The organism is Helicobacter sp. 'house sparrow 1' (genome assembly GCF_900199585.1).
Taxonomy (GTDB): Bacteria; Campylobacterota; Campylobacteria; order Campylobacterales; family Helicobacteraceae; genus Helicobacter_H.
The window spans coordinates 200,799-221,472 of the sequence record NZ_FZQY01000004.1; the positions used below are offsets into that span (position 1 = coordinate 200,799).

The following is a 20,674-nucleotide window of genomic DNA, read 5'->3' on the forward strand; positions in this document are numbered from 1 at the left end:
AAAAAAAAGTTAGGATAGCAAAATGTTTAAGATTTTACCAATTGATGGAGGGATTTGTGCCCCAAAAGGATTTGTAGCAGATGGGATTAGTGCTGGATTAAGAAATGGTGATAAACTTGATGTGGGATATATTTATATGCAAAAACCCACACAAGTATCTGCAGTTTTCACCCAAAATAAATTTCAAGCAGCACCAATTGTTTATTTTAAAAATTTTATTGCTAAAAAGGAGAGTAATTTTATTCTCATTAACACAAAAAATGCAAATGCAATGACAGGAGATAGGGGTGTTGAAGATGTAAAAGAAATAATGGAGTATTTGAAACAAACTCATCCTCATATTCAAAATCCAATTATGTGTAGTACAGGTGTTATCGGCGTGTATTTACCCAAAGAAAAAATTAAGGATTCTTTTTCAAAAATTAAATTTCAAAATCAAGATGAACAATCTCATAACCGCGCAGCCAAAGCAATAATGACAACGGATCGATATGAAAAAGAAATTGCATTTGAAGTAATTTTAGAAGATGGTAGTAGTTTTAGAATTGGTGCGATGGCAAAGGGTGCTGGAATGATACAGCCCTCAATGGCTACAATGCTTTGTTTTATTAGCACGGATGCAAAAATTCCACAAGAAGAAGCTCAAGAAATTTTAGAAGAATGTGTGCAAAAAACATTCAATGCAATTAGCGTAGATGGTGATATGAGCACAAATGATACTGTAATGTTAATGCAAAATGGTTTTTCTCAAGCCTATGATAAACTAGCTTTTAAACAAGCTTTATTGATGGCAATGGATAAACTTGCTAGAGACATTGTTGCAGATGGAGAGGGGGCAACAAAATTAGTTGCTTTTAAGATTAAAGGAGCCAAGGATGATAGGGAAGCTCAAAAAGTTGCAAAGGCATTAGCTAATTCCTTGTTGGTAAAAACAGCAATTTTTGGAAATGATCCAAACTGGGGGAGAATAGCCTCGACAATTGGAGCTAGTCAAGTGGATTGTGATGCAAAAAAATTAAGCATAAAAATAGGGGGCGTTTTGATTTATGATAAGGGTGAAATTTTATTTGATAAACAGCAAGAAGAGCTAGCAAGTCTTCAAATGAAAAAAGAATCTTTTATGGTTGAGTGTGATCTTGGCATAGGAGAAGGAGAATTCATAGCCTATGGGTGTGATTTAGGCTATGAATATGTAAAGATTAATGCGGATTATAGGAGTTAAGTCTTATTGTTTAAGACTTAATAGGGTATTTAAAACCTGATCTGAAGTGGTTACTGCTTTTGAGTTTGCTTGAAAGCCTCTTTGGACAACAATAAGTTGAGTAAGACTTCTGCTTAAATCCACATTACTCATTTCAAGTTTTGAGCCAGAAACGCTTCCTCTTCTTCCGGTATTTGCAGCTCCTATCATTGCTTGACCTGAGTTGCCTGTAGCAGAAAATACATTGCCACCCTCTGCTTGAAGTCCAGCATTGTTAGAGAAGTTTGCAAGTGCAACTTGCGCTAAGGCAAGAGTTCTTCCATTGCTAAAACCTCCAAGTAGAGTTCCATTAGAATCAAATCTCACATCAATGAGATCCCCAGCTTGATAACCATCCTGATTGATAGCATAAGTCTCTGATTGTTTATCCACACTTGTAAGACCACCAAATCCACCACTTTTTCCAAAAGATAGGTCGATTCTTTGAGGAGTGTTGGCCCCATTTTTTGGATCAAATTGTAAAACTTGAGGATTCATACTTGCCAAACTACCATCGCTATTAAATTTTACTCTACCACCCTCAAAGATATTAGGCCTTGATGGGGAGCTTCCATAGAGTTCTGCAGGCTCTGGAACAATTGCCCTAAAACTCCATTCTGAACCACCACTTTTATAAAATTCAAATCTAATAGTATGCTTGGTTCCAAGACTATCAATAATATCCACACTTGATGTATGGATAGCATGGCCAATTTTTGAGGTCATACTAGAGATACCACCCTCAATTAATGAGGCGGTATTTAGCCCTCTCATAGTTTCTTTAAAGAGCACATTATTAGTCACATTCTCTGAAGCATAGCCACTTACAAAAATATTAAGATTTTGCTTTTGGTCATCTCCATTATCCTTATTTTGGATTTCAAACATACCATATTGATTGACTTTTACAGAAACACTTGCAGTTTGGTCATCATAGGGCTGTGATGGATCTTTGATAAGGTTTGCATCATATTGCATCAGAGCTCTTAAATCTTCGGTAGTTCTAAATTGACCTGTTCCAGAATCAGGACTTACAGAGTTTGTATAGCGATATCTAAAAGCAGTGATATCTGCATCGCCCTCAATAAAATTAGCAAAAGCACCTGTTCCTGATGCTGTGATTCTAATATTTTTTATGCTTTCATCGCCATCAAGCTCATTTTTATTTTCTAGTCTTAAGAGACCATTATCAATATAGGCTTCAACACCTGTTTGATTTTTTACCGAGTTGATTGCATTTTGTGCAGCAACAAGAGAAGAAATACCGCTTACTGCAGAATCATTTGTAAAAGTAATTCTTGTATCATTAATTTCAATACTGCTTTCTTCATCACTATCTAGAATTTCATTTCTCATTTCTGAAGTTTTATAACTAACCCAAATACCTTGATTTTCTGTAAGGGCAAAAGCATCTCCATTTTGATTAAAGAGAGCAGAGAAATCCTCAGCTTTTTGTGTAAGGTTTGAATCTGAGTCATAGATTGGATTAATCCCATCAGATGATGTTCTTGTTGTAGAATCTAGAGCAAAAATATTAGCAATTTGATCAGCATGTCTTCCAGCAGTTAAGTTTGCCCTCATTGATACTTTTGTACTAGATCTTGCAGGCATTACCATTGCAGGATCTACTTGAATATTTTGTAATGGACCAGTGTTATCGACTTTGAAAAAATCATCCTCACTCATTTTTGATGCATTTTTTAAATCACCTTTAACCCAACCTTGAACAACATAACCACCATTTGTTACAAGATTCCCATTTGCATCAAATAGAAATTGACCATCCCTAGTAAAGTTTTGAGTAGTACCCCTATCAGGACTAATAATAAAAAATCCATCTCCCTCAATTGCAAGATCAGTTTTTACATCAGAATTTTGTGTATTACCTTGAGAAAAAACTTTTGTGGTCGTATTTACTCCAACCCCAAGTCCTACAGAGAAATCATTTTGTCCGCCCAAGCCATTTTGGTAAGGAGAGGTTGCAATAAGTTTTATTTGGGAGAGCATATCAACAAATGAGGCACGTGAATATTTAAAACCTACAGTATTTACATTTGCAATATTATTACTCTCTATATCAAGTGCTATTTGGTGTGCCTGCATCCCACTCACACCAGACCAAAGTGATCGTAACATATTCAAGTCCTTTTTCAAAAATTTCAAAACTACAAAGCAACAAGTGTTCCAAAATCTCTATAAAAAGTTCTTGGTAAGTAGTCAAGGGAGCCTAAAAAATAAAAATATATAAATAGAAAGCAATAATAGATCTTTATATTTTTTTAATAGGATATGCCCTTAATGCTATTTAGTAAGTATAACCAGTGCTTACTTGTTTTTAAAATCAGGGTATATAAAAACTATAAAAGCCTTCTTATGACACTTTGTTGCAAGCAATCTAGAATCTAGGATTTATTTTTAAAGTATTGGATTAAAGGGTTTGTAATAGAAATATTAAGTATCAAAATAGTCTTAAGGAGTATTATAAAGTATTGTAGCAGAGCTCTAGAAAGGATCTGCAAGAATAAAATCTTACAGACCTTTTGGCATAATTTAGCAAGAATAGGTTGAGATAAACTCAAAAGGATGAGGTCTTGCTTCCCAAGGCCAAATTTCAGTTTTAAATTTAAAACTCTTATAAACTTGAATAAACTCTTCGCTAAAAACATTGCCTTGCTTGAGATAGTCCTTATCAATCAACATTTCTTCTATAGCAGCTCTTAGAGTATGTGGCATTTGTTGAATATTTTTTTCTCTGATTTCATCAAGAGTGAGCTCAAAAAGATTAATATCCATAGGTTTTCCAGGATCTATTTGATTGGAGATACCATCAAGTCCTGCCATTAAAATTGCACAAAAGGCAAGATAAGGGTTAGCAGAGTTATCAGGGAATCTAAACTCAAGCCTTGTACTATTACCCTTGCTATTATAAGGGATTCTTACACTTGCGCTGCGATTATTGGCAGAATAAGTTAGGATTGATGGAGCTTCAAACCCAGGAATTAGTCTTTTAAAAGAATTAGTGGAAGCGTTGCTAAAGGCTGCTACACTCTTTGCGTGTTTTAAAACCCCACCTAAGAAATAAAGTGCTAATTGGCTAAGGTTATGGTATTTATCTCCAGCAAAAAGATTTTGGTTGTTTTTCCAAATGCTAATATGTGTGTGCATTCCATTGCCATTATCGCCAAAGAGTGGTTTGGGCATAAATGTGGCTGTTTTTCCATTGATATGAGCTACCATTTTTACTACATATTTTATTTTTTGCACATTATCAGCCATTTCTAATAAATTGCCAAATTTCACACCAATCTCTCCTTGCCCTTGAGCCACCTCATGATGAACCACAAAAGTTTCAATCCCAATTTGATGTAAAACTTTAACAATCTCTGCTCTAAGGTCCATCATTGTATCTGCAGGTGGGACAGGGAAATAACCCCCTTTAATACTAAAGCGATGGCCTGCATTGATACCACCTTCAAAGCTTTTGTCTCTATTCCATTCTCCCTCTTCGCTATCTATCTCATAGTATTGACAGTTTACTGCATCTTTAATTTTGATGCTATCAAAAATAAAAAACTCATTTTCTGACCCGATAAAAACCTCATCCCCAATGTTGCTCTCTTTGAGATATTCCATTGCTTTTTTTGCAATACTTCTAGGACATTTTTCATAAGGCGCATTCTTGTAGATATCCCAAACATCACAAAAAACAACAACAGTTGCATCTGCACTAAAGGGGTCAATAAAATATCTAACCAAGTCAGGTTTTAAAACCATATCTGATTGTTCTATGGGTTGCCAGCCATTCATAGAACTTGCATCAAAGGGGATTCCTTCAGAAAATAGATTAGAATCTATGGTTTGGAAATTATAGGCTAGATGGTGCCAAGTTCCCTTAATGTCGGTAAATCTAAAGTCAACAAACTCTACTTCATTTTCTTCACAAAAACTAAAAAAGTCTCTAATCTGTGTTTGCATACAAATCCTTTAAAGAATGATAGTTATTCTATCATTTTTGATTTATTGGGTAGAGTATCTAGAGTGAATTTTTTTACAAAGAGGATTACTAAAATTGCATTGGATTTTTAGATTTGAAGAAAGATCTTTTGGTGTAATAGTAAATAAAGTTTTTTGCTCCTTATTCCTTGCAGCAATGGTTAGATCCTGATGTAGAGTTAGGGAACATAGTGGATGATTTTTTTGAGTGTGTCTTTGGAAGATTTCTTGAAGATAGGAAAAATTATTTCCATCATTTTTTTGATGCAAGAAATACTTTTGTGTAAAAAATAATGAAATCTCATTTTGAAAATTTTTTAAAGATAAAGAGAGGTAGCTATTGCATTTTTTCTCACTTATAAATATTCCTTGGCGAAAGGCTAGGGTTGTTAAAACCCCAAGTAAGACAATCACAAAAACCAATTCCAAGGTACTAAAGGCCTTAGAATTTAATCGTGTTATTTTCAAGAGGAATAATTAAGGGTTTTGGATATTGTTTAGCAAGTTTTTGACAAAGAGGAGTTTGAATTAAAGAATCTATTTTTACAACAAGATTGCGTTGGTTAAAATCAATGGATACGCAATTGTTTGTCTGATCAATTGCTTGATTTTTTGCAAGTCTTACACCTGTATTACTTGAAATCCATCTTGATGGGCTCAGTCTTGCACTTTGCATAATAATTTCACCATTTAATTGAGAGAGATTTAAATCTTCAACAAGATATTTTTGTTCAATTGTGCTGATAATAGTTTGGATATCAGCAACAATTGCACTATATTGGGCATCACTTCTGGAGAGGGATAGCTTAGGTAGGGCAATACTTGCAATGATTCCTAAAATTACTATCACAAAAACCAATTCAATCATGCTAAAGGCTTTTTGCATCCATCTCATATCAAGTGATCCACCATATTTTTTACAAACTTAGCTGAAGTTTGTGCCGCCTCTTCTAAAAATTGATCAAAGCTGATATCTGCTTCTCCATCTGCACTATCACTTATTGATCTAAAAATACAAAATGGTATTTTAAACAAGCTACACACTACACCAACAGAAGCCCCTTCCATTTCTACAGCATCAGCTTGAAACTTTTCTATTAACCATTGTTTTTTTTCTGCATTATGAATAAATTGATCTCCAGAGGCAATGATTCCTTCATAAATAGAAATATTCTCTTTTTTTGCAACTTCTTTTGCTAATGTATTGAGTGTTTCATCGGTATAAACATACACACTGCTTTCGGGGATAAAGCCAAGAGGATGTCCAAAGGCAGTAATATCAACATCATGTTGGCAAAGTTTGGTAGCAAGCATTAAATCTCCAACTTTAAGTTTTGGATTTAGCCCTCCTGCAACACCACTAAAAATAATTCTCTCACATCTAAAGTGTAAGATCATCGTGGTAGCAGTAATGCTTGAATGAACTTTCCCTATCTTGCTATAAGCAACAAAAACTTTGGAGTCTTTGTAATCAATCTCATAGAAAGTATTACCAGAAAGATTGTGCGTTTTATATTCTTGAAAAATATCCAAAAGAGGAGTTATCTCCTCTCTCATTGCACCGATAATACCTATAATCATCATTTATTCCTTATTTATAGAGTTGCTAAAAAATCTTTCAAAGAAGATGTATCTGTGATGCTAAAAGTATTTTTTGAACTAAGGCGCTTATTTAGACCTTTTAATACATTGCCACAACCAAACTCAATATAAGCATCAATTTCAGAATCTATTTTCAAGATACTCTGCTTATATAACACAGGTTTTGTGAGTTGATTGCTTAAGAGTTCTATAGCTTCTTGTTTCTTAGAATAGCTATTGGTAGTTGTGTTTGAAATAACAGGGAGAGAGAATTCATCTTTTAGCATTGGCTCAATGAGCTTTGAAAAATCATCTATCATATCATTAAGCAAAGGACAATGGCTAGCAACAGACATTGGTAGCAGAAGTGCTCTTTTTGCACCCAATGTCTTTAGTTCAGATTCTAAAGCAGAGAGGTCAGCCTTTTTTCCTGCGAGAACCACTTGTCCATCACCATTATAATTAGCACACCAGATAGATTTGCCATTATCTCTTTGTTTTTGACAAAATTGCTCCAATACAGAATCCTCAAGTCCAACAATTACCATCATCCCAGCATCTTTGCCCTCACAAGCTTTTTGCATTAAAATACCTCTTTGATGTGTCAAAGTTAGCGTATCTTCAAAATCTATTCCATTTGCAACACTAACAGCACTAATTTCACCTAAGGAATGCCCTAATGCAAGTTTTGCTAGTAGAGGAGATTCTTGTTGCAAGATAGAGTGTGCGATATAGCTAACTAGGAAGATTGCAGGTTGGGTATATTGAGTTTGATTAATTTGTTCATTTTCTTCAAAACAAAGCTTTGTCATATCTATTTTGAGAATGTCACTTGCTACTTGAAATAATTCTTTGGCAATATTAAAATTATCATAAAAATCTTTTCCCATACCAATACATTGACTTCCTTGACCAGGAAAAATAAAGGCATAATTCATTAACTAGTCCTCCCAATTATATTTTTTTCGAGCGTGATTCTATCAAACTTCCTATTAAATACCTATAAAACTTAGAGCTTTAAGTTATTTTTTATGAAAAATATCGTAGAATCCTCTCCTCAAGTAAAAATTAAGTCTATAGTTTTCTAAATTCTTAGTTTTTTTGGACAGATGGGTGAGTTGGCTGAAACCACATCCCTGCTAAGGATGCGTAGCCGCAAGGTTACCGAGGGTTCGAATCCCTCTCTGTCCGCCACCGCTTCTTTTTATACTAATTTTAAAATCCCTGATTATAAAAGTTTGTAAGTTTTTGTTTTTAAAGATTTTATTTTATAAATCAAAAGATTCTGAAGTATAGAGCAAAAATTAAAATTTTAGAATTTAGCTTTCTTGTAGTTTTTAATCTTGTTTATTAGAAAAACTTTTTTCATTGCTTAGGCTTTGGTAATAGAATGGAATTGTAGTTTGATATTTGCATTGAATTATATCAAACCTGTCTTGATAAGATTTTTGTCGGATTAACATTTTAAAATCTAAGAATCTCTAAGATTTAATATAGACCTTTTTCAAGCATTGGCATTTCTGATTTATAGCAAGCTTAGAGATAAAAATCTTTAACTTCTAAATTTTTATCTCTAATATTCTTAATATTTTTTTATGCTTTTGATAAAGTGGGGTTGCAGGGCCAGAAAATCTTAGTTTAACCAAGATCTTCTAGATTAAGATTTTGTAGTAAAAAGATAAAAGAATATTGAGCTAAGATGTGATTGTTTAGATATAGGGAGTGGATTAAAAACCTTGTCTAAAAACCATATTTACACTATAGTCAATGTTAAATTGCCCATAAAAGGTGCGTTCAAACTCAAAAGCTAATCTTGTTGCACTACTAAATGCAAGATTTGCAGAAATATTCACAAAAAGACGAGAATCTCTTTTGGTTTGCTGATGATAAAGAATATTTTCATCAGATAAGATTTTTTCCCTACTATGAGCTAAATCAGTTGCGCTTCCAAATCCACCCCTAATGGTAAAAAATCCTTTTTTATACCCTGTAAAAATTCCCATTTTTAGATGCAATGGCACACTGCCCTTTGCTGTAATTTTTCCACCTAATTCATCTTTGAGTGATTGTTTGCCAATGTAACCAGCAATTAATCCAATAAAAGGTTCTAAATAATAATTATTTGTAACCCATCCACGATAACCAAGCTCGACACTTCCTAAAATAACAGGAGTAGAGGCATTAGTGCTAAAAGTGCTATTTTGGAGTGAGACTTTATAGTCATTTTGATAATGAAGATATTTAATAATGGCATCTATATAGATTCCACTATCAAAGATTGCACTTGTATAAATTCCTCCACCAAGACTATCCATTGTGCCACTTATACCCCCATTTCCAAGTAAAAAACGCGTATAGCTAAAAAGGGCACCGGAGAATAGATTTACCCCCTTAAGACTTGTATGATAATCACTGCCAACTTGAATTTGATAATAATTGCTCTTTAAGGAAGATGAGCCATTGTCTGCTGTAGTATGCCCACCATAAACTCTAGCCCAAACTCCTGCCTTGTTGTTTTCTCCTCTTAATTCTCCCATACGCTTATTAAGATTATTCCATTCTGTAATATAGCTATAATAAATTGCATCTGCTCCTAAATTGGCAGTGTTGAGATTTTCTCCACTATAAATATCCATCAAAGGTATATCCGCACCTTCTAGATACCATTGATAGGCGCCATTGTATTTTCTAAATAAGATTTGATCTGTAATTGCAGGATCATTTTTTGAGCTAAAGGAAAAATAATCTTGATGGATTTCATTTGTTTCTTGTAAGGAAGCAATAATCACATCATTTGTTTTGATCTTTCGTGTTTTATTGACTGTTATTTCAATATGATTATTGCCACCACTAGCACTTTGTAAGGCTTGGATAGAGATTGTAGGGTCATTAGGGTTGAGTGAAATATAAAAAGAAGAGTTGTTTGCTTCTAAATTTCCTACTCTTATATTTCCATATACTTCCGCATTTTGCAAGGTTGCAGTTGAATTGATTTCACCAGCAATATTGCCTCTTAGAATTGCTTGATTGATGGTAATGTTTGAGATATCTTGTAAAACAACATTAGCCTGCATTAAGATATTTCTATTTTCTATGTTAGCTTGACTTAGAGTTTCTTGATAGATAAATTCTCCATCAATGCTTGAAGAGTTACTGCTTATTACATTATTACCATCATTAGAATCTAACCACATCTTAGAATCACCAAGTATAATTTTTCCACCATTTGTGCTTGTTATAGTATCTGCACTAATGGTTGTGTTACTGCTTTGGGTAAGGGTTGCGCCATTTAATATCACCTTATCAAAGCTAAAAATTCTTGCTTCCACATCATTTGCTTCAGAGCTTGCCATAGTGGGCTGGCTAAAGAGTGGGGATTGATTGTATTGATTGATTAGTGCATCATAACTATTTACTACAACATTAGATGATGAATTATTAAACTTTATATCTTTGTCAATATAGTTATGCACTATAGGATGAGCTTGGAAGAATACATCCTTACTAATACTTAGATTTTTTATTTTTAGGCTTCCATCAAAAATATAGTTTGCATTGATAGCTAAATCAATATTTCCTATAAAGTTTCCATGAAAGATGTGTGTATGATTATCCCCATTTAAATTAATAGAACTTATTTGGTCTGAACTATTATGAATTATTGCACCATCATCACTAGCATTTAGGGTATTAAAAGTAAGGTCATTTCCATTGAGCTCTAAAATAGCTCCATTTCTTCCAAAATAGATTCTATCTGGATTGATTTGACCTGTATGATGAATGCTGATTTTAGCTCCATTGATTGCATATATAGAGCCAAATGCTAAACCCTCATTTAAAAACTCTACCTCTCCTTCTCCAATCCTAAATCTAGCATCCGCACTACTTTGTAAAATCTTTAATCTACCTTCACCCATCTTTACAAGGACATCGCCACTTGCTGTTCTTGCATCCATCTCTAAGATAGCATTAGAATTTACTACCACGCCTGCACTCAAAAGGCTATAGGGTTGTTGTGTTTTAGAATCTATATCTGCTTTAATGCTAAAGGTGCTATTTTCCGCAAAATAAAGCGCGCTTGTGTTTAGATTGGTTTCTTGTTTTAAAATTAGAGTTCCATTCCCACCAAAGACAAAATCTTTATCTTTCTTAGCATCTTGTGTGAGTGTATAAACCTCTAAATCAGCACTATAAAGTTTATTGTCTCTAATTTCATAAGTAGAATCTGATAGTCTTAAAGTATGAGATTCTTGATAATCCTGAAGATATAAGTTATTGATTGGTGCATAAACTGTAGTCCAGCATTTATAGGTGGAATATCCTCCACCACAAGCATGCTGACCCACATCTCCTACACTAGAAGCCACACCTAAAACATAATAGGTTTTATCGATATTGTCATATACTAGGAGTGCGCTACCGCTATCTCCAGCCCCACCTGAAATGGCAAATTCCTTATAATTTGTGCTATTTTCCTCTGTAGCAAAAAACTTGATTTCTCCTGTTATGGTTCCTTTTGTGTTTTTTCTTTTAAGTTCTGTAGCATTATAGAGAATGCCTCCTGTGCGATATTGATTTGCATCTGCAATTGGATCATTAGCACTATCATATGGTCCCACACTTTTGTCATAAATATTAATCCCTTGAACCCCACTGCCTGAGCGTACAAAAAGACTATATCTAGGGTTGTCTAAAATTTCTTTTAAATTTTCTTTGTATGCATAGCCCTGCACATCAGAATCTACTTTCTCAAAAAAGTGGTTATTTATGAGTTTGGCAGAAGCATTGAGATTGATCTTATCCATCCTTAATACTTCAAAATCTCTAATAGGATTATCACCATCAAAATAAGAGGCAAAATTATTTGCACTATCTGCTACAGAAGTTTTTACACCACCAAATTCAAGAATACTGCCTTTGCTGACACCATTTTTTGGATCTAGCATGTGTGAGGCTGTGATGATATAGTTTCCACCAATATTACTAAATTCTCCCAAAAGTTTCCCGCTGGTATTTGCAAAACTAAAATCAGGCATAACTTCAAGGGTTATTGATTTGTTACCATCTATTGAAGTAATAGTCACATTTTGACTGCCAGCACTAAATCGCCCTAAATTTGCACCAAAATCAAGATAATCTTGATAAAAAAAGCGAGAATCCACAGTCCCTGCATAAATTTTAGCCATAAGCAATATACAAATATTAAGTTTTTTTAGCATGTTATTCCTTAATCTTATATAATAGGTTTATCAAGCTCAATAAAACTTTCTAACCACTTGCTTCAATTAGGAGATGCTAAAACCTGGTAGTCACCTTTTTAGGGTTAAAAAAGATAGATGCTTTGTTTGTTATAGTTTAAAAGTATGTCTCTTTTTATAACAAATTTCTATCAAATAGATTGTATGTTCTTTATAGGCTTAATACATCTTATTTTCTTGGTACTTGGAAAAACTAAAATAGTGGATTGAAAATTTTACAAACTATATTAGCGTAATTATAGCATTTAGAGGAAGAAACTTATACATTCTTTAGCGGGCTATAAAGGTTTAAAAGAGAGATTTTTAAGATTATGAAAACTTTAATAAGATAAGGGTTTAGAAATTTGCTACAATTTTCTTGCTAAGTGACGGGAGCCTATAGAAATAGGCTGAGAGTAAGCTTATAGCTTAGACCGAACCGGATCTGGATAATGCCAGCGTCGGGAACACTGGAATCTACTATAACATACCCCCCCCCATCATTTGCAATCATTATGTTTTTATAAGAGGTAAAATATGAAGAAATATGTCTTATTTTTTATATTAAATATTTTGAGTGCACAAATTCTTGAGCTTGATACTATTGAGAGACAAGATAGTTTTGAACCTAGGGTTCAATTGCAAAAAGAAAAAAATACTATTACCCAAGATCAGCTAAATAAGTATAGTGTGACTTCAACCACACAACTTAGCAAGTATTTCTCAAACCTTAGAATTTATGCACAGGGTTCTGATACTTTCCCAATGGTTTCTTTTAGAGGAGTTTCTAGTCCTGATTATTATTCCTCTGTTCTTGGTGTATATGTGGATGGAATTCCCCAAAGCCCAAACTTTTTGATTCAAAATTTATCTGATGTGGAAAATATTGTGTTAGTCAGTGGAGCAGAGGGATTATTTTATGGTGAAAATGCACCTTTAGGATTAATTGATATTCAAACTAGAAGTCCTCTTGGTAAAAATTATGCAGATGCTCATACAACTTTTTCTTTGTTAAGAGAGGATATTAATTTGCAAGTTGGTTGGCAATTGCTTCAAGATAGGCTTTGGGGAAAAGCAAACTTTAGATTTATTAGGGATAATGGTTTTATCAAAGACCCTAAAACTAACAAAATGCTTAATTATGCCAATTCTTGGAATGTGGGAGCAAGCTTGTATTATCAAATACTTGATAATTTATTTTTAAGTTCGCACTACAGCTTTTACCATACTTTTAGCAGAAAGGATTTTTTTCTTACGCAAAAGCAAATACAAAAACTTTCTTTAGAAAATGATGACAAAATCACTTGGGAAGAGTTTGTTTTGGGAGAACAAAATAAAATACTCAACAAAACACCATATCTAAATCTTTTTGCACATAATGCAAGTGTAAAGTTAGAATATCTTTTTTCAAATTCAACCCTTAATATCATAAGTGCGTTTTCAAAAAATAATACATTGGCAAATAGTTATCCAGGAATCTATGTGCAGAGTGAAAAAAATGATGGGTATTATTATGATACTGCCCAGTTTATTCAAGAACTCAGATTGCACACCAGCCATAAAAATAATTTAGAAAGTTTATTTGGTGCTTATTATAAATTTTTTATACTTGATAATGGTATGGTTCGCGTACCTACTGAAATACCACTTGGATATAGTGGTAATTGGGATGCAAAAGAGAAAGTCAATACTTTTGCACTTTATGGCAATACCTCATTTCATTGGGGTAATTTTACATTGCACACAGGATTAAGATACCAATTTTTTCATACATTCATAACATCTTTAAATCCACCTGTTATGGATATCAGTCCATATAGCAATAGTGCAGTTTTTCATGCAATAAATCCAAGAGTTGCCCTTTATTACCAGCCTTCAAAAAATTCAAAGATATTTATAGAGCTTTCAAACTCTACAAAACCAGGAGGATTTGCAAAATTTCCTTTCGCAGATACAGATACAATCCCTTATGGAAGTGAGCAGATCTATAATATGGATTTAGGTGGCACGATTTTTTTATTTGATTCAAAATTGCAGTTAAAATCCTCATTGTATGCAAATTTGCGGACAAATACACAAAGCTATGTTGGAGTAGGATATTATAAAAGCATTAAGAATATTGGTAATGCCTATGCAATGGGGCTTGACTTGCAGATTGATTATCATCATGGTTTTTTTATGGGGTTTGCCAATATAAATTTTGGAGTTTCAAAGTTTATGAGAGGTGGTAAAAATCAAGGAGAGATTACAATATTGGGTAATAAAGGATTTTATGATCTCTCAGGACTGGTGCCAAAATTTTCTCCACTATTTAGTTTAAATATTGGATCAGATTTTGATTTGTTGGATAAAAAGATTCATAAATTAACTCTTTCTACACTACTTAATTATAGTAGTTCTTACTATATTGATGATTTTAATAGAGATGAAGATATGAAGCAAAAGGGGTATTTTTTACTTGATTGTAGTTTAAATTACTCTTTTGCTAAGTATTATTCTTTGAGTATTTTTGCCCAAAATATTTTTAATACCCGCTATATTACATCCGTGATTTGGGATTCTAAAGGGAAGGCATTTACTATTGGAGACCCTTTAAATATAGGGATAAGATTAGGATTTAGTTTTTAATTTATGATAATTATTCTTATTTTTATAATTATTTAAGCTAAAGATTGTTAGAATATCACCGCTGCAAAAGAGATTTTGTGGTGTCTAAGTAATGAACGTGGTTTTTTACATTGTCTTCCTTATGTTGGCCCTCGCTTTTTAGCGGGGGCTTTTTTGTTTCTGGCTAAAAGCAACTGATATATTTTTCTAACAGACTAGTTTTTCACAACTATTAGCATCTTGTTGTAATTTTTGTAATATCTTTTCATACTTTTGTAATACTTATATAGTTTGAGTCTAAAATTTTAAAATGAAAAGTTGGTTATGGAAATTACTATTGCAGAAATACAAGAAAATGATCTATTTGAAATAGAAAAACTCTATTTTGATTCCATTAGACAAAATGCTTCTGGGTTTATACAAAGATTAGATTTGATGCCAGATATTAAGGATGTAGTTTTTTGGAAGAAAAAACAAGGAGATGCTTTTTTTTATTTAAAAAAACATCAAGAAATAGTGGGTATGTGTGGCTTAGTAAAAAAAGATGATGGGGTCGTGGAACTATCTAAATTTCATATAAAAAAAGAATATCAAAACCAAGGTTTAGGTAAAAAAATGCTTCTTTTTGTGCAAAAATACGCAAGCAATAATTTTTTTAATAAGATTGTTTTACATGTGAGTAAAACTCAAAAAGCGGCAATTGCGCTTTATCTTAGTCAAGGTTTTGAGATTATAGAACAAAGGGATTGTATTGTAGAAATTGAAGATATTAGATATTGTTACCCTACATTTTTTATGCAAAAAAATATATAAGGCTCTTGATGATAAATATTGTTTTAGTTGAACCTCAAATACCTCAAAATACTGGAAATATTGGAAGATTGTGTGTTGCGGGAAATGCGAGATTGCATTTAATACATCCTTTAGGATTTAATATTGATGAAAAATCTCTTAAGCGTGCAGGAATGGATTATTGGGAATCTTTAGTTGTTCAAGAATATGAAGATATCTTTTCTTTTTGGAAGCAAAACCATGTGAATGATAAACATTTTTTCTTAAGCACAAAGGCTGAAAAAGTTTATTATGATGCAGCATTTTGTGATGAATGTTTTTTATATTTTGGTAGAGAAGATGCAGGGATTAATCCAGAGATATTGCAAGCATATAAACAACAAGTCTATAAGATTCCAATGTATGGAGATACAAGAAGCATTAATCTTGCAACATCCGTGGGTGCAGTTTTGTATGAGGCAATTAGACAGAGTATGACCTATAAAAATTTTTAGGGTCGAAAATACTTTCTTAATCCTTGATTACTTTGGTTAAATTCTTTTGGTTTTTCTTTGGGAGGATTTTTACATCCTTGAGGTTGTAGTTTTTCTAGCAAGCTACCCTTGGGATTATGGGTTTTTTCTTTATCTTTAGGATGATTATGCTGTGCCTCTTGTGTGAGACAAAAAGTAAGGCAACAAAGTAGTAAGACTATCTTTTTTATTAGGAAATCCATAATATTTTATCCATCCAACCAAATAAAATACAAACACCAAGAAAAATAAGCAAGATTCCAGAACAAATTTCAATACTTCTAAAATGTTTTTTAATCTTTGTAAATAAACTAAAAGCTTTTTGTATAAAGAGAGCCACAAGTAAAAAGGGAATAGCAAGTCCAATTGCATATACGACAATAAGGAGAATTCCAAAATTTCTTTCTGAACTGCTTAAGATGATAATGCTTGAGAAAATAGGACCAAGACACGGAGTCCAGCCTAGTGCAAAGCTTATCCCTAAAAGAAATGGGGATAGAATATGATGAAAGATCTTTTTTTTATCCACGCTAAGATTGAAAGCCTTAGTCTTGTATAATAAAGATAGACGCAAGATCCCTAAGAAATGCAATCCAAATATTATGATAATAACTCCTCCTAATTGTTTGATCCAATATGGAGCAAAAACATCAATTATTTTTGCAGAAGAGATGCCAAAGAGAATAAAAATAAGACCAAATCCAAGAGTAAAGATTAAAGCTTTATAAAAGAGTGCAAAGCTTGTTTTTTGCTCTTTAAGATATTGTAGATTTTCCCCGCAAATGTAAGACATATATGCAGGAACAAGTGGCAAAATACAAGGACTTAGAAAAGTTAATATGCCAGCTAAGAGTGTAACAAATAGCGGTGCAGTCTGAAAAAAAGCTTCTAAAAATTGTTCCATAAAACCCCTACTTAAGCAGTTTATTACTGTGAATTAAAGCATAAAAAAACAAATTTTAGTTATAATTGTCTCTACCTCAAGATAGTTTGGAAAATCTTGAGACTTTTTAAGATGGGGGAGTAGATGACAGACAAGATTGACAAGAGAGTGTCGAGTTTTGAGAGTTTTGGATTATCAAAAGGTCTGCTGAGAGGAATTAGGGAAGCGGGTTTTCAATCGCCAAGTCCTATACAAGAACAGGCTATACCAATAGCGTTAAAGAAGCGAGATATAATTGCACAGGCTCAAACTGGAACTGGTAAGACTGCCGCTTTTGCATTACCAATTATAGAGATGTTGAAAAATGATAAAAATATTGAGGCATTGGTGATTACTCCAACAAGAGAGCTTGCAATGCAAATTAGCGATGAATTTTACAAGCTTGGTAGGTTTGTAAAGACTCGAACGGTTTGTGTTTATGGTGGGCAAAGTATTAAAAAACAATGTGAGCTTATTGAAAAAAACCCTCAAATTATGATTGCAACTCCAGGAAGATTGTTAGATCACTTAAAAAATCAAAGAATTAAAAAGTTTAAACCCCGTTTTGTTGTTTTAGATGAGAGCGATGAGATGCTTGATATGGGATTTTTAGATACGATTGAAGAGATCTTTAATTATCTACCAGGACAGATACAAATCTTGCTATTTTCTGCAACAATGCCTATTGCTATTAAAAGATTGGCTGATAAAATTTTAAGAGATCCTGTTCATATTGCAATCACTCCAGCAAATGTAACAAATGTCGATATCGCACAGCGCTATTATATGATCAATGAGAGTGAAAGAAGTGAGGCTATTATTCGGTTGTTGGATACCGAAAATGTATCTAAGGGCATTATTTTTACACGCACCAAAAAAGAGGCAGATGACTTACATTTACTCTTGCAAACAAGAGGGTATCGATCTCAGGCGTTACATGGAGATATGGATCAAAGAGATAGAAGAAATGCAATAATGGCTTTCAAGAATAAGAGTTGTGATATTTTAGTGGCCACAGATGTAGCAAGCAGGGGTCTTGATATTAGTGATGTAAGCCATGTCTTTAATTATCACATCCCTCTTAATGCTGAAATTTATGTGCATCGTATTGGTAGAACAGGGAGAGCTGGGAAAAAGGGGGTTGCTATTACTTTAGTGACTCCTCTTGAGTATAGAGAACTAAGAAAGATTCAAAATGATATAGGTAGTGATTTAGATCTTTATGAGATACCTCAAGAGAACCTCTCTCCAAGCAAAATCATCCAAGATATTTTAGGAACAAAGATTGATAATAATGCCTTTGAAGTTTATGAAGAGTTAAAGAATCATTCAGACACTTCACAGATAATTCTAAGACTTATATCAATGCAACTTAAGCAAAAGGCAATAGGTTTAAAAAAGCAAGATTTGCAGGCTTTGGAAGCAAGGATGGAGACCAAGAGAAGCCATGGAGTTTATAAGAGAAGAGAAAAAAAACGCGTGGCTGATAATATGGTCTCTAGAGAGATTTTAGAAAAAAGAACAAGGAGGACATAATAAAAGAAGCACAATTTATTTGGAAAGATGGAGAGATTATTCCTTGGGCAGAGGCTACCACTCATGTCCTGACACATTCTTTGCATTATGGAAATGCTGCTTTTGAAGGAGTTAGGGCTTATGTAACACATAAAGGGTTGGCAATTTTTAGATTAAAAGAACATACTAGGCGTTTGCTTAATTCTTGCAAGATAACAGCTATTAAGTGTCCTTATTCGCAAGAAGAATTAGAAAGGGCACATATTGATTTGATTAAAGCCAATCAAAAAAGTTTTAAAGGAAATGTATATATTCGACCTTTGGTGTATTTGGGCTATGGGGTGATGGGGGTTGATCACAGGAAAGCACCTGTTAATGTTGCAATAGCTGCATGGGAATGGGGTGCTTATTTGGGAGAAAAATCTTTAGCAGAGGGAATAAGAGTAAAAACGAGTTCTTTTACAAGAAATAGCATTAAGTCTATAATGGGTAAGGCAAAAATATCTGCAAACTACCTCAATTCACAAATGGCAAAATATGAGGCACTTGAGTATGGTTTTTCAGAAGCATTACTATTAGATGAAAATGGCTTTGTTGCAGAGGGTAGTGGAGAGTGTTTTTTTATGGTGCGCGATGGTAAATTGATTACACCACTAAGCGATAATGCATTAGAATCTATTACTCAGGCTACTGTAATAGAGATAGCTAGAGACCTAGGAATAGAGGTTCAAAGAAGAAATATTACAAGAGATGAGGTTTATATCTGCGATGAAGCCTTTTTTACAGGAACTGCAGCAGAGATTACACCTATCCAATCTTTAGATCTAAGAGAAATTGGAAATGGCAGGAGAGGCGAGATAACTAAACGATTGCAAGATGTTTTTTTTGGTATAGTTACGGGAAAGAATTTAAGATACTCTCATTATTTAACTTATGTTGATAATTTTTAAGGAGTCAGAAGATGCCGATAGATTTTGATTGGTTAGGTGATAAAAAGTCAAATAATTTTAGTTTTAAGCTCTTGGTAGCTGTGGCTGTGGTAGTTATTACTTTTGTCTTTTTTAAACCCTTTGTTGTGATTAATTCTGGGGAGGTTGGTATTAAGGTTACTGCTGGTGAATATGATAAGATTCCTTTGCAACCTGGAATTAGATTTTTTATTCCAATTATTCAAAGAATTATTGTTGTAGATACAAAAGTGCGTGCAATAAATTTTTCTGGAACAGAAAATATGGGAATTTTGGGAAAAAATCAGGGCATATTTAGAAATGATGCAATTAGTGTAATGGATTCTAGAGGACTTACAGTTTCTATTGAGCTTACTGTGCAATACCGATTAAATCCACAGACTGCTTCATTAACTCTGGCTACATATGGCCCTAGTTGGGAGCAAATTATTATTAATCCAATTGTAAGAGATGTTGTGCGCAATGTTATTGGACGCTATCCGGCTGAGGACCTTCCTACTAAGCGTAATGAGATTGCAAGTCTTATTAGTGAGGGCATTAGGGATGATATTGCAAAAAGAGAAAATCAACCAGTGGAGCTAAGCTCTGTTCAGCTTAGAGAAATTGTATTGCCAGTTAAGATAAAAGAGCAAATTGAAAAAGTGCAAATAGCACGACAAGAAGCTGAGAGAGTAAGATATGAGGTTGAAAGATCTAAGCAAGAAGCAGAAAAAGTTGCAGCACTTGCAAAGGGAGAGGCAGAAGCAAGTCGTATTAAGGCACAAGGTAGTGCGGATGCGATTTTAATCGAAGCAAAAGCTAGGGCAAATGCAAACAATGCAATTGCAAATAGTTTGACTGATCGATTATTAAAGCTTAGAGAAATCGAGATTCAGGGTAAATTTAATGAAGCATTGAAAGAAAATAAAGATGCACAGATTTTTTTAATGCCAGGGGGAGCGGTTCCAAATCTTTGGGTTGATACTAAGAAAAAAGCCTCTAGTATGGATAAATGATGATAGAGGAAAAATTACTTTTTTAGTTTGACTAAAAAAGTCTCCATTGTGCTCATTATTAGGATAAGCCTCTCTTGAGGTCTTATCACTCAAATCTTTATAAACAAAAAATATTTAAGATTTTTTAAGGTATTAGAGTTAGTCTGCATTATAGAGTTAGGGTTATTTGTTTGTAGTAAAGCTCTAAAAAAGAAATCAAATATTTTAATTTATATGATGTTTGCCTATAAAAAGATATTGTAAGCCAAGAGATTTGTGCTATTTTCTTTTTTAAAAACAGGTTGAATTTGCTAAAATCTGAGATATTGGCTG

At 33.4% G+C, this 20,674-nt stretch carries 16 protein-coding genes, 1 tRNA gene and 1 riboswitch; of the genes, 8 read left to right on the top strand and 9 right to left on the bottom strand.

Annotated features, from left to right (window positions below):
• Positions 1–22 precede the first annotated feature (22 nt).
• Complete coding sequence (gene argJ / locus C6H31_RS01380) at positions 23–1,222, top strand: bifunctional glutamate N-acetyltransferase/amino-acid acetyltransferase ArgJ (RefSeq protein ID WP_104697020.1); 1,200 nt, start codon at positions 23–25, stop codon at positions 1,220–1,222.
• 3 nt (positions 1,223–1,225) lie between these two features.
• On the opposite strand, the gene flgE is transcribed toward argJ, so the two are convergent.
• From flgE to fabD, 6 genes are all read right to left on the bottom strand, one after another.
• Positions 1,226–3,376 (bottom strand): flagellar hook protein FlgE, encoded by a 2,151-nt coding sequence (gene flgE / locus C6H31_RS01385; protein WP_104697021.1) that lies wholly within the window; start codon positions 3,374–3,376, stop codon positions 1,226–1,228.
• Between the two features lie 414 nt (positions 3,377–3,790).
• The gene (glnA, locus tag C6H31_RS01390; protein ID WP_104697022.1) at positions 3,791–5,215 is read right to left on the bottom strand and encodes a type I glutamate--ammonia ligase; all 1,425 of its coding nucleotides are present in this window, start codon (positions 5,213–5,215) and stop codon (positions 3,791–3,793) included.
• Positions 5,216–5,257: 42 nt separating this feature from the next.
• Entirely contained in the window at positions 5,258–5,662 is a 405-nt protein-coding gene (locus C6H31_RS01395) for a hypothetical protein (RefSeq protein ID WP_104697023.1), read from the bottom strand.
• A 13-nt stretch (positions 5,663–5,675) separates the two neighbouring features.
• Positions 5,676–6,128 carry a type II secretion system protein gene (locus tag C6H31_RS01400; RefSeq protein ID WP_233709934.1) on the bottom strand — a complete coding sequence of 151 codons (453 nt, stop codon included), beginning with the start codon at positions 6,126–6,128 and terminating at the stop codon, positions 5,676–5,678.
• The gene (locus C6H31_RS01405) at positions 6,125–6,814 is read right to left on the bottom strand and encodes a 5'-methylthioadenosine/adenosylhomocysteine nucleosidase (protein ID WP_104697024.1); all 690 of its coding nucleotides are present in this window, start codon (positions 6,812–6,814) and stop codon (positions 6,125–6,127) included. The genes C6H31_RS01400 and C6H31_RS01405 overlap by 4 nt, the downstream gene beginning before the upstream one ends.
• Positions 6,815–6,828: 14 nt before the next feature.
• Complete coding sequence (fabD, locus tag C6H31_RS01410; protein WP_104697025.1) at positions 6,829–7,752, bottom strand: ACP S-malonyltransferase; 924 nt, start codon at positions 7,750–7,752, stop codon at positions 6,829–6,831.
• Between the two features lie 165 nt (positions 7,753–7,917).
• Between fabD and C6H31_RS01415 the strand changes: the two genes are divergently transcribed.
• Positions 7,918–8,008, top strand: a tRNA-Ser gene (locus tag C6H31_RS01415).
• Between the two features lie 533 nt (positions 8,009–8,541).
• Here C6H31_RS01415 and C6H31_RS01420 read toward each other — a convergent pair.
• The gene (locus C6H31_RS01420) at positions 8,542–12,033 is read right to left on the bottom strand and encodes an autotransporter outer membrane beta-barrel domain-containing protein (RefSeq protein ID WP_104697026.1); all 3,492 of its coding nucleotides are present in this window, start codon (positions 12,031–12,033) and stop codon (positions 8,542–8,544) included.
• A 397-nt stretch (positions 12,034–12,430) separates the two neighbouring features.
• A riboswitch (TPP riboswitch) is annotated at positions 12,431–12,536 on the top strand.
• Between the two features lie 52 nt (positions 12,537–12,588).
• Here C6H31_RS01420 and C6H31_RS01425 point away from each other — a divergent pair.
• From C6H31_RS01425 to C6H31_RS01435, 3 genes are all read left to right on the top strand, one after another.
• The gene (locus C6H31_RS01425; protein WP_104697027.1) at positions 12,589–14,679 is read left to right on the top strand and encodes a TonB-dependent receptor; all 2,091 of its coding nucleotides are present in this window, start codon (positions 12,589–12,591) and stop codon (positions 14,677–14,679) included.
• Between the two features lie 303 nt (positions 14,680–14,982).
• Positions 14,983–15,471, top strand: a complete 489-nt coding sequence (locus C6H31_RS01430; RefSeq protein ID WP_104697028.1) for a GNAT family N-acetyltransferase — start codon at positions 14,983–14,985, stop codon at positions 15,469–15,471.
• Between the two features lie 8 nt (positions 15,472–15,479).
• Positions 15,480–15,944 carry a tRNA (cytidine(34)-2'-O)-methyltransferase gene (locus C6H31_RS01435; protein ID WP_104697364.1) on the top strand — a complete coding sequence of 155 codons (465 nt, stop codon included), beginning with the start codon at positions 15,480–15,482 and terminating at the stop codon, positions 15,942–15,944.
• Here the strand turns inward: C6H31_RS01435 and C6H31_RS01440 are convergent.
• Positions 15,941–16,165 carry a hypothetical protein gene (locus tag C6H31_RS01440; protein WP_104697029.1) on the bottom strand — a complete coding sequence of 75 codons (225 nt, stop codon included), beginning with the start codon at positions 16,163–16,165 and terminating at the stop codon, positions 15,941–15,943. The genes C6H31_RS01435 and C6H31_RS01440 overlap by 4 nt on opposite strands.
• Positions 16,153–16,866 carry a cytochrome c biogenesis protein CcdA gene (locus C6H31_RS01445; protein ID WP_104697030.1) on the bottom strand — a complete coding sequence of 238 codons (714 nt, stop codon included), beginning with the start codon at positions 16,864–16,866 and terminating at the stop codon, positions 16,153–16,155. Before C6H31_RS01445 ends, C6H31_RS01440 begins: the two co-directional genes overlap by 13 nt.
• Before the next feature lie 123 nt (positions 16,867–16,989).
• Between C6H31_RS01445 and C6H31_RS01450 the strand changes: the two genes are divergently transcribed.
• From C6H31_RS01450 to C6H31_RS01460, 3 genes are read left to right on the top strand one after another with little or no spacing between them, the layout of a single operon-like run.
• Entirely contained in the window at positions 16,990–18,420 is a 1,431-nt protein-coding gene (locus C6H31_RS01450; protein WP_104697031.1) for a DEAD/DEAH box helicase, read from the top strand.
• On the top strand, positions 18,420–19,349 hold the full coding sequence (locus C6H31_RS01455; protein WP_104697032.1) for a branched-chain amino acid transaminase: 930 nt from the start codon (positions 18,420–18,422) through the stop codon (positions 19,347–19,349). Before C6H31_RS01450 ends, C6H31_RS01455 begins: the two co-directional genes overlap by 1 nt.
• An 11-nt stretch (positions 19,350–19,360) precedes the next feature.
• Positions 19,361–20,362: a prohibitin family protein gene (locus C6H31_RS01460; protein ID WP_104697033.1), complete on the top strand. Its 1,002-nt coding sequence runs from the start codon at positions 19,361–19,363 to the stop codon at positions 20,360–20,362.
• The last annotated feature ends 312 nt before the right edge of the window (positions 20,363–20,674 follow it).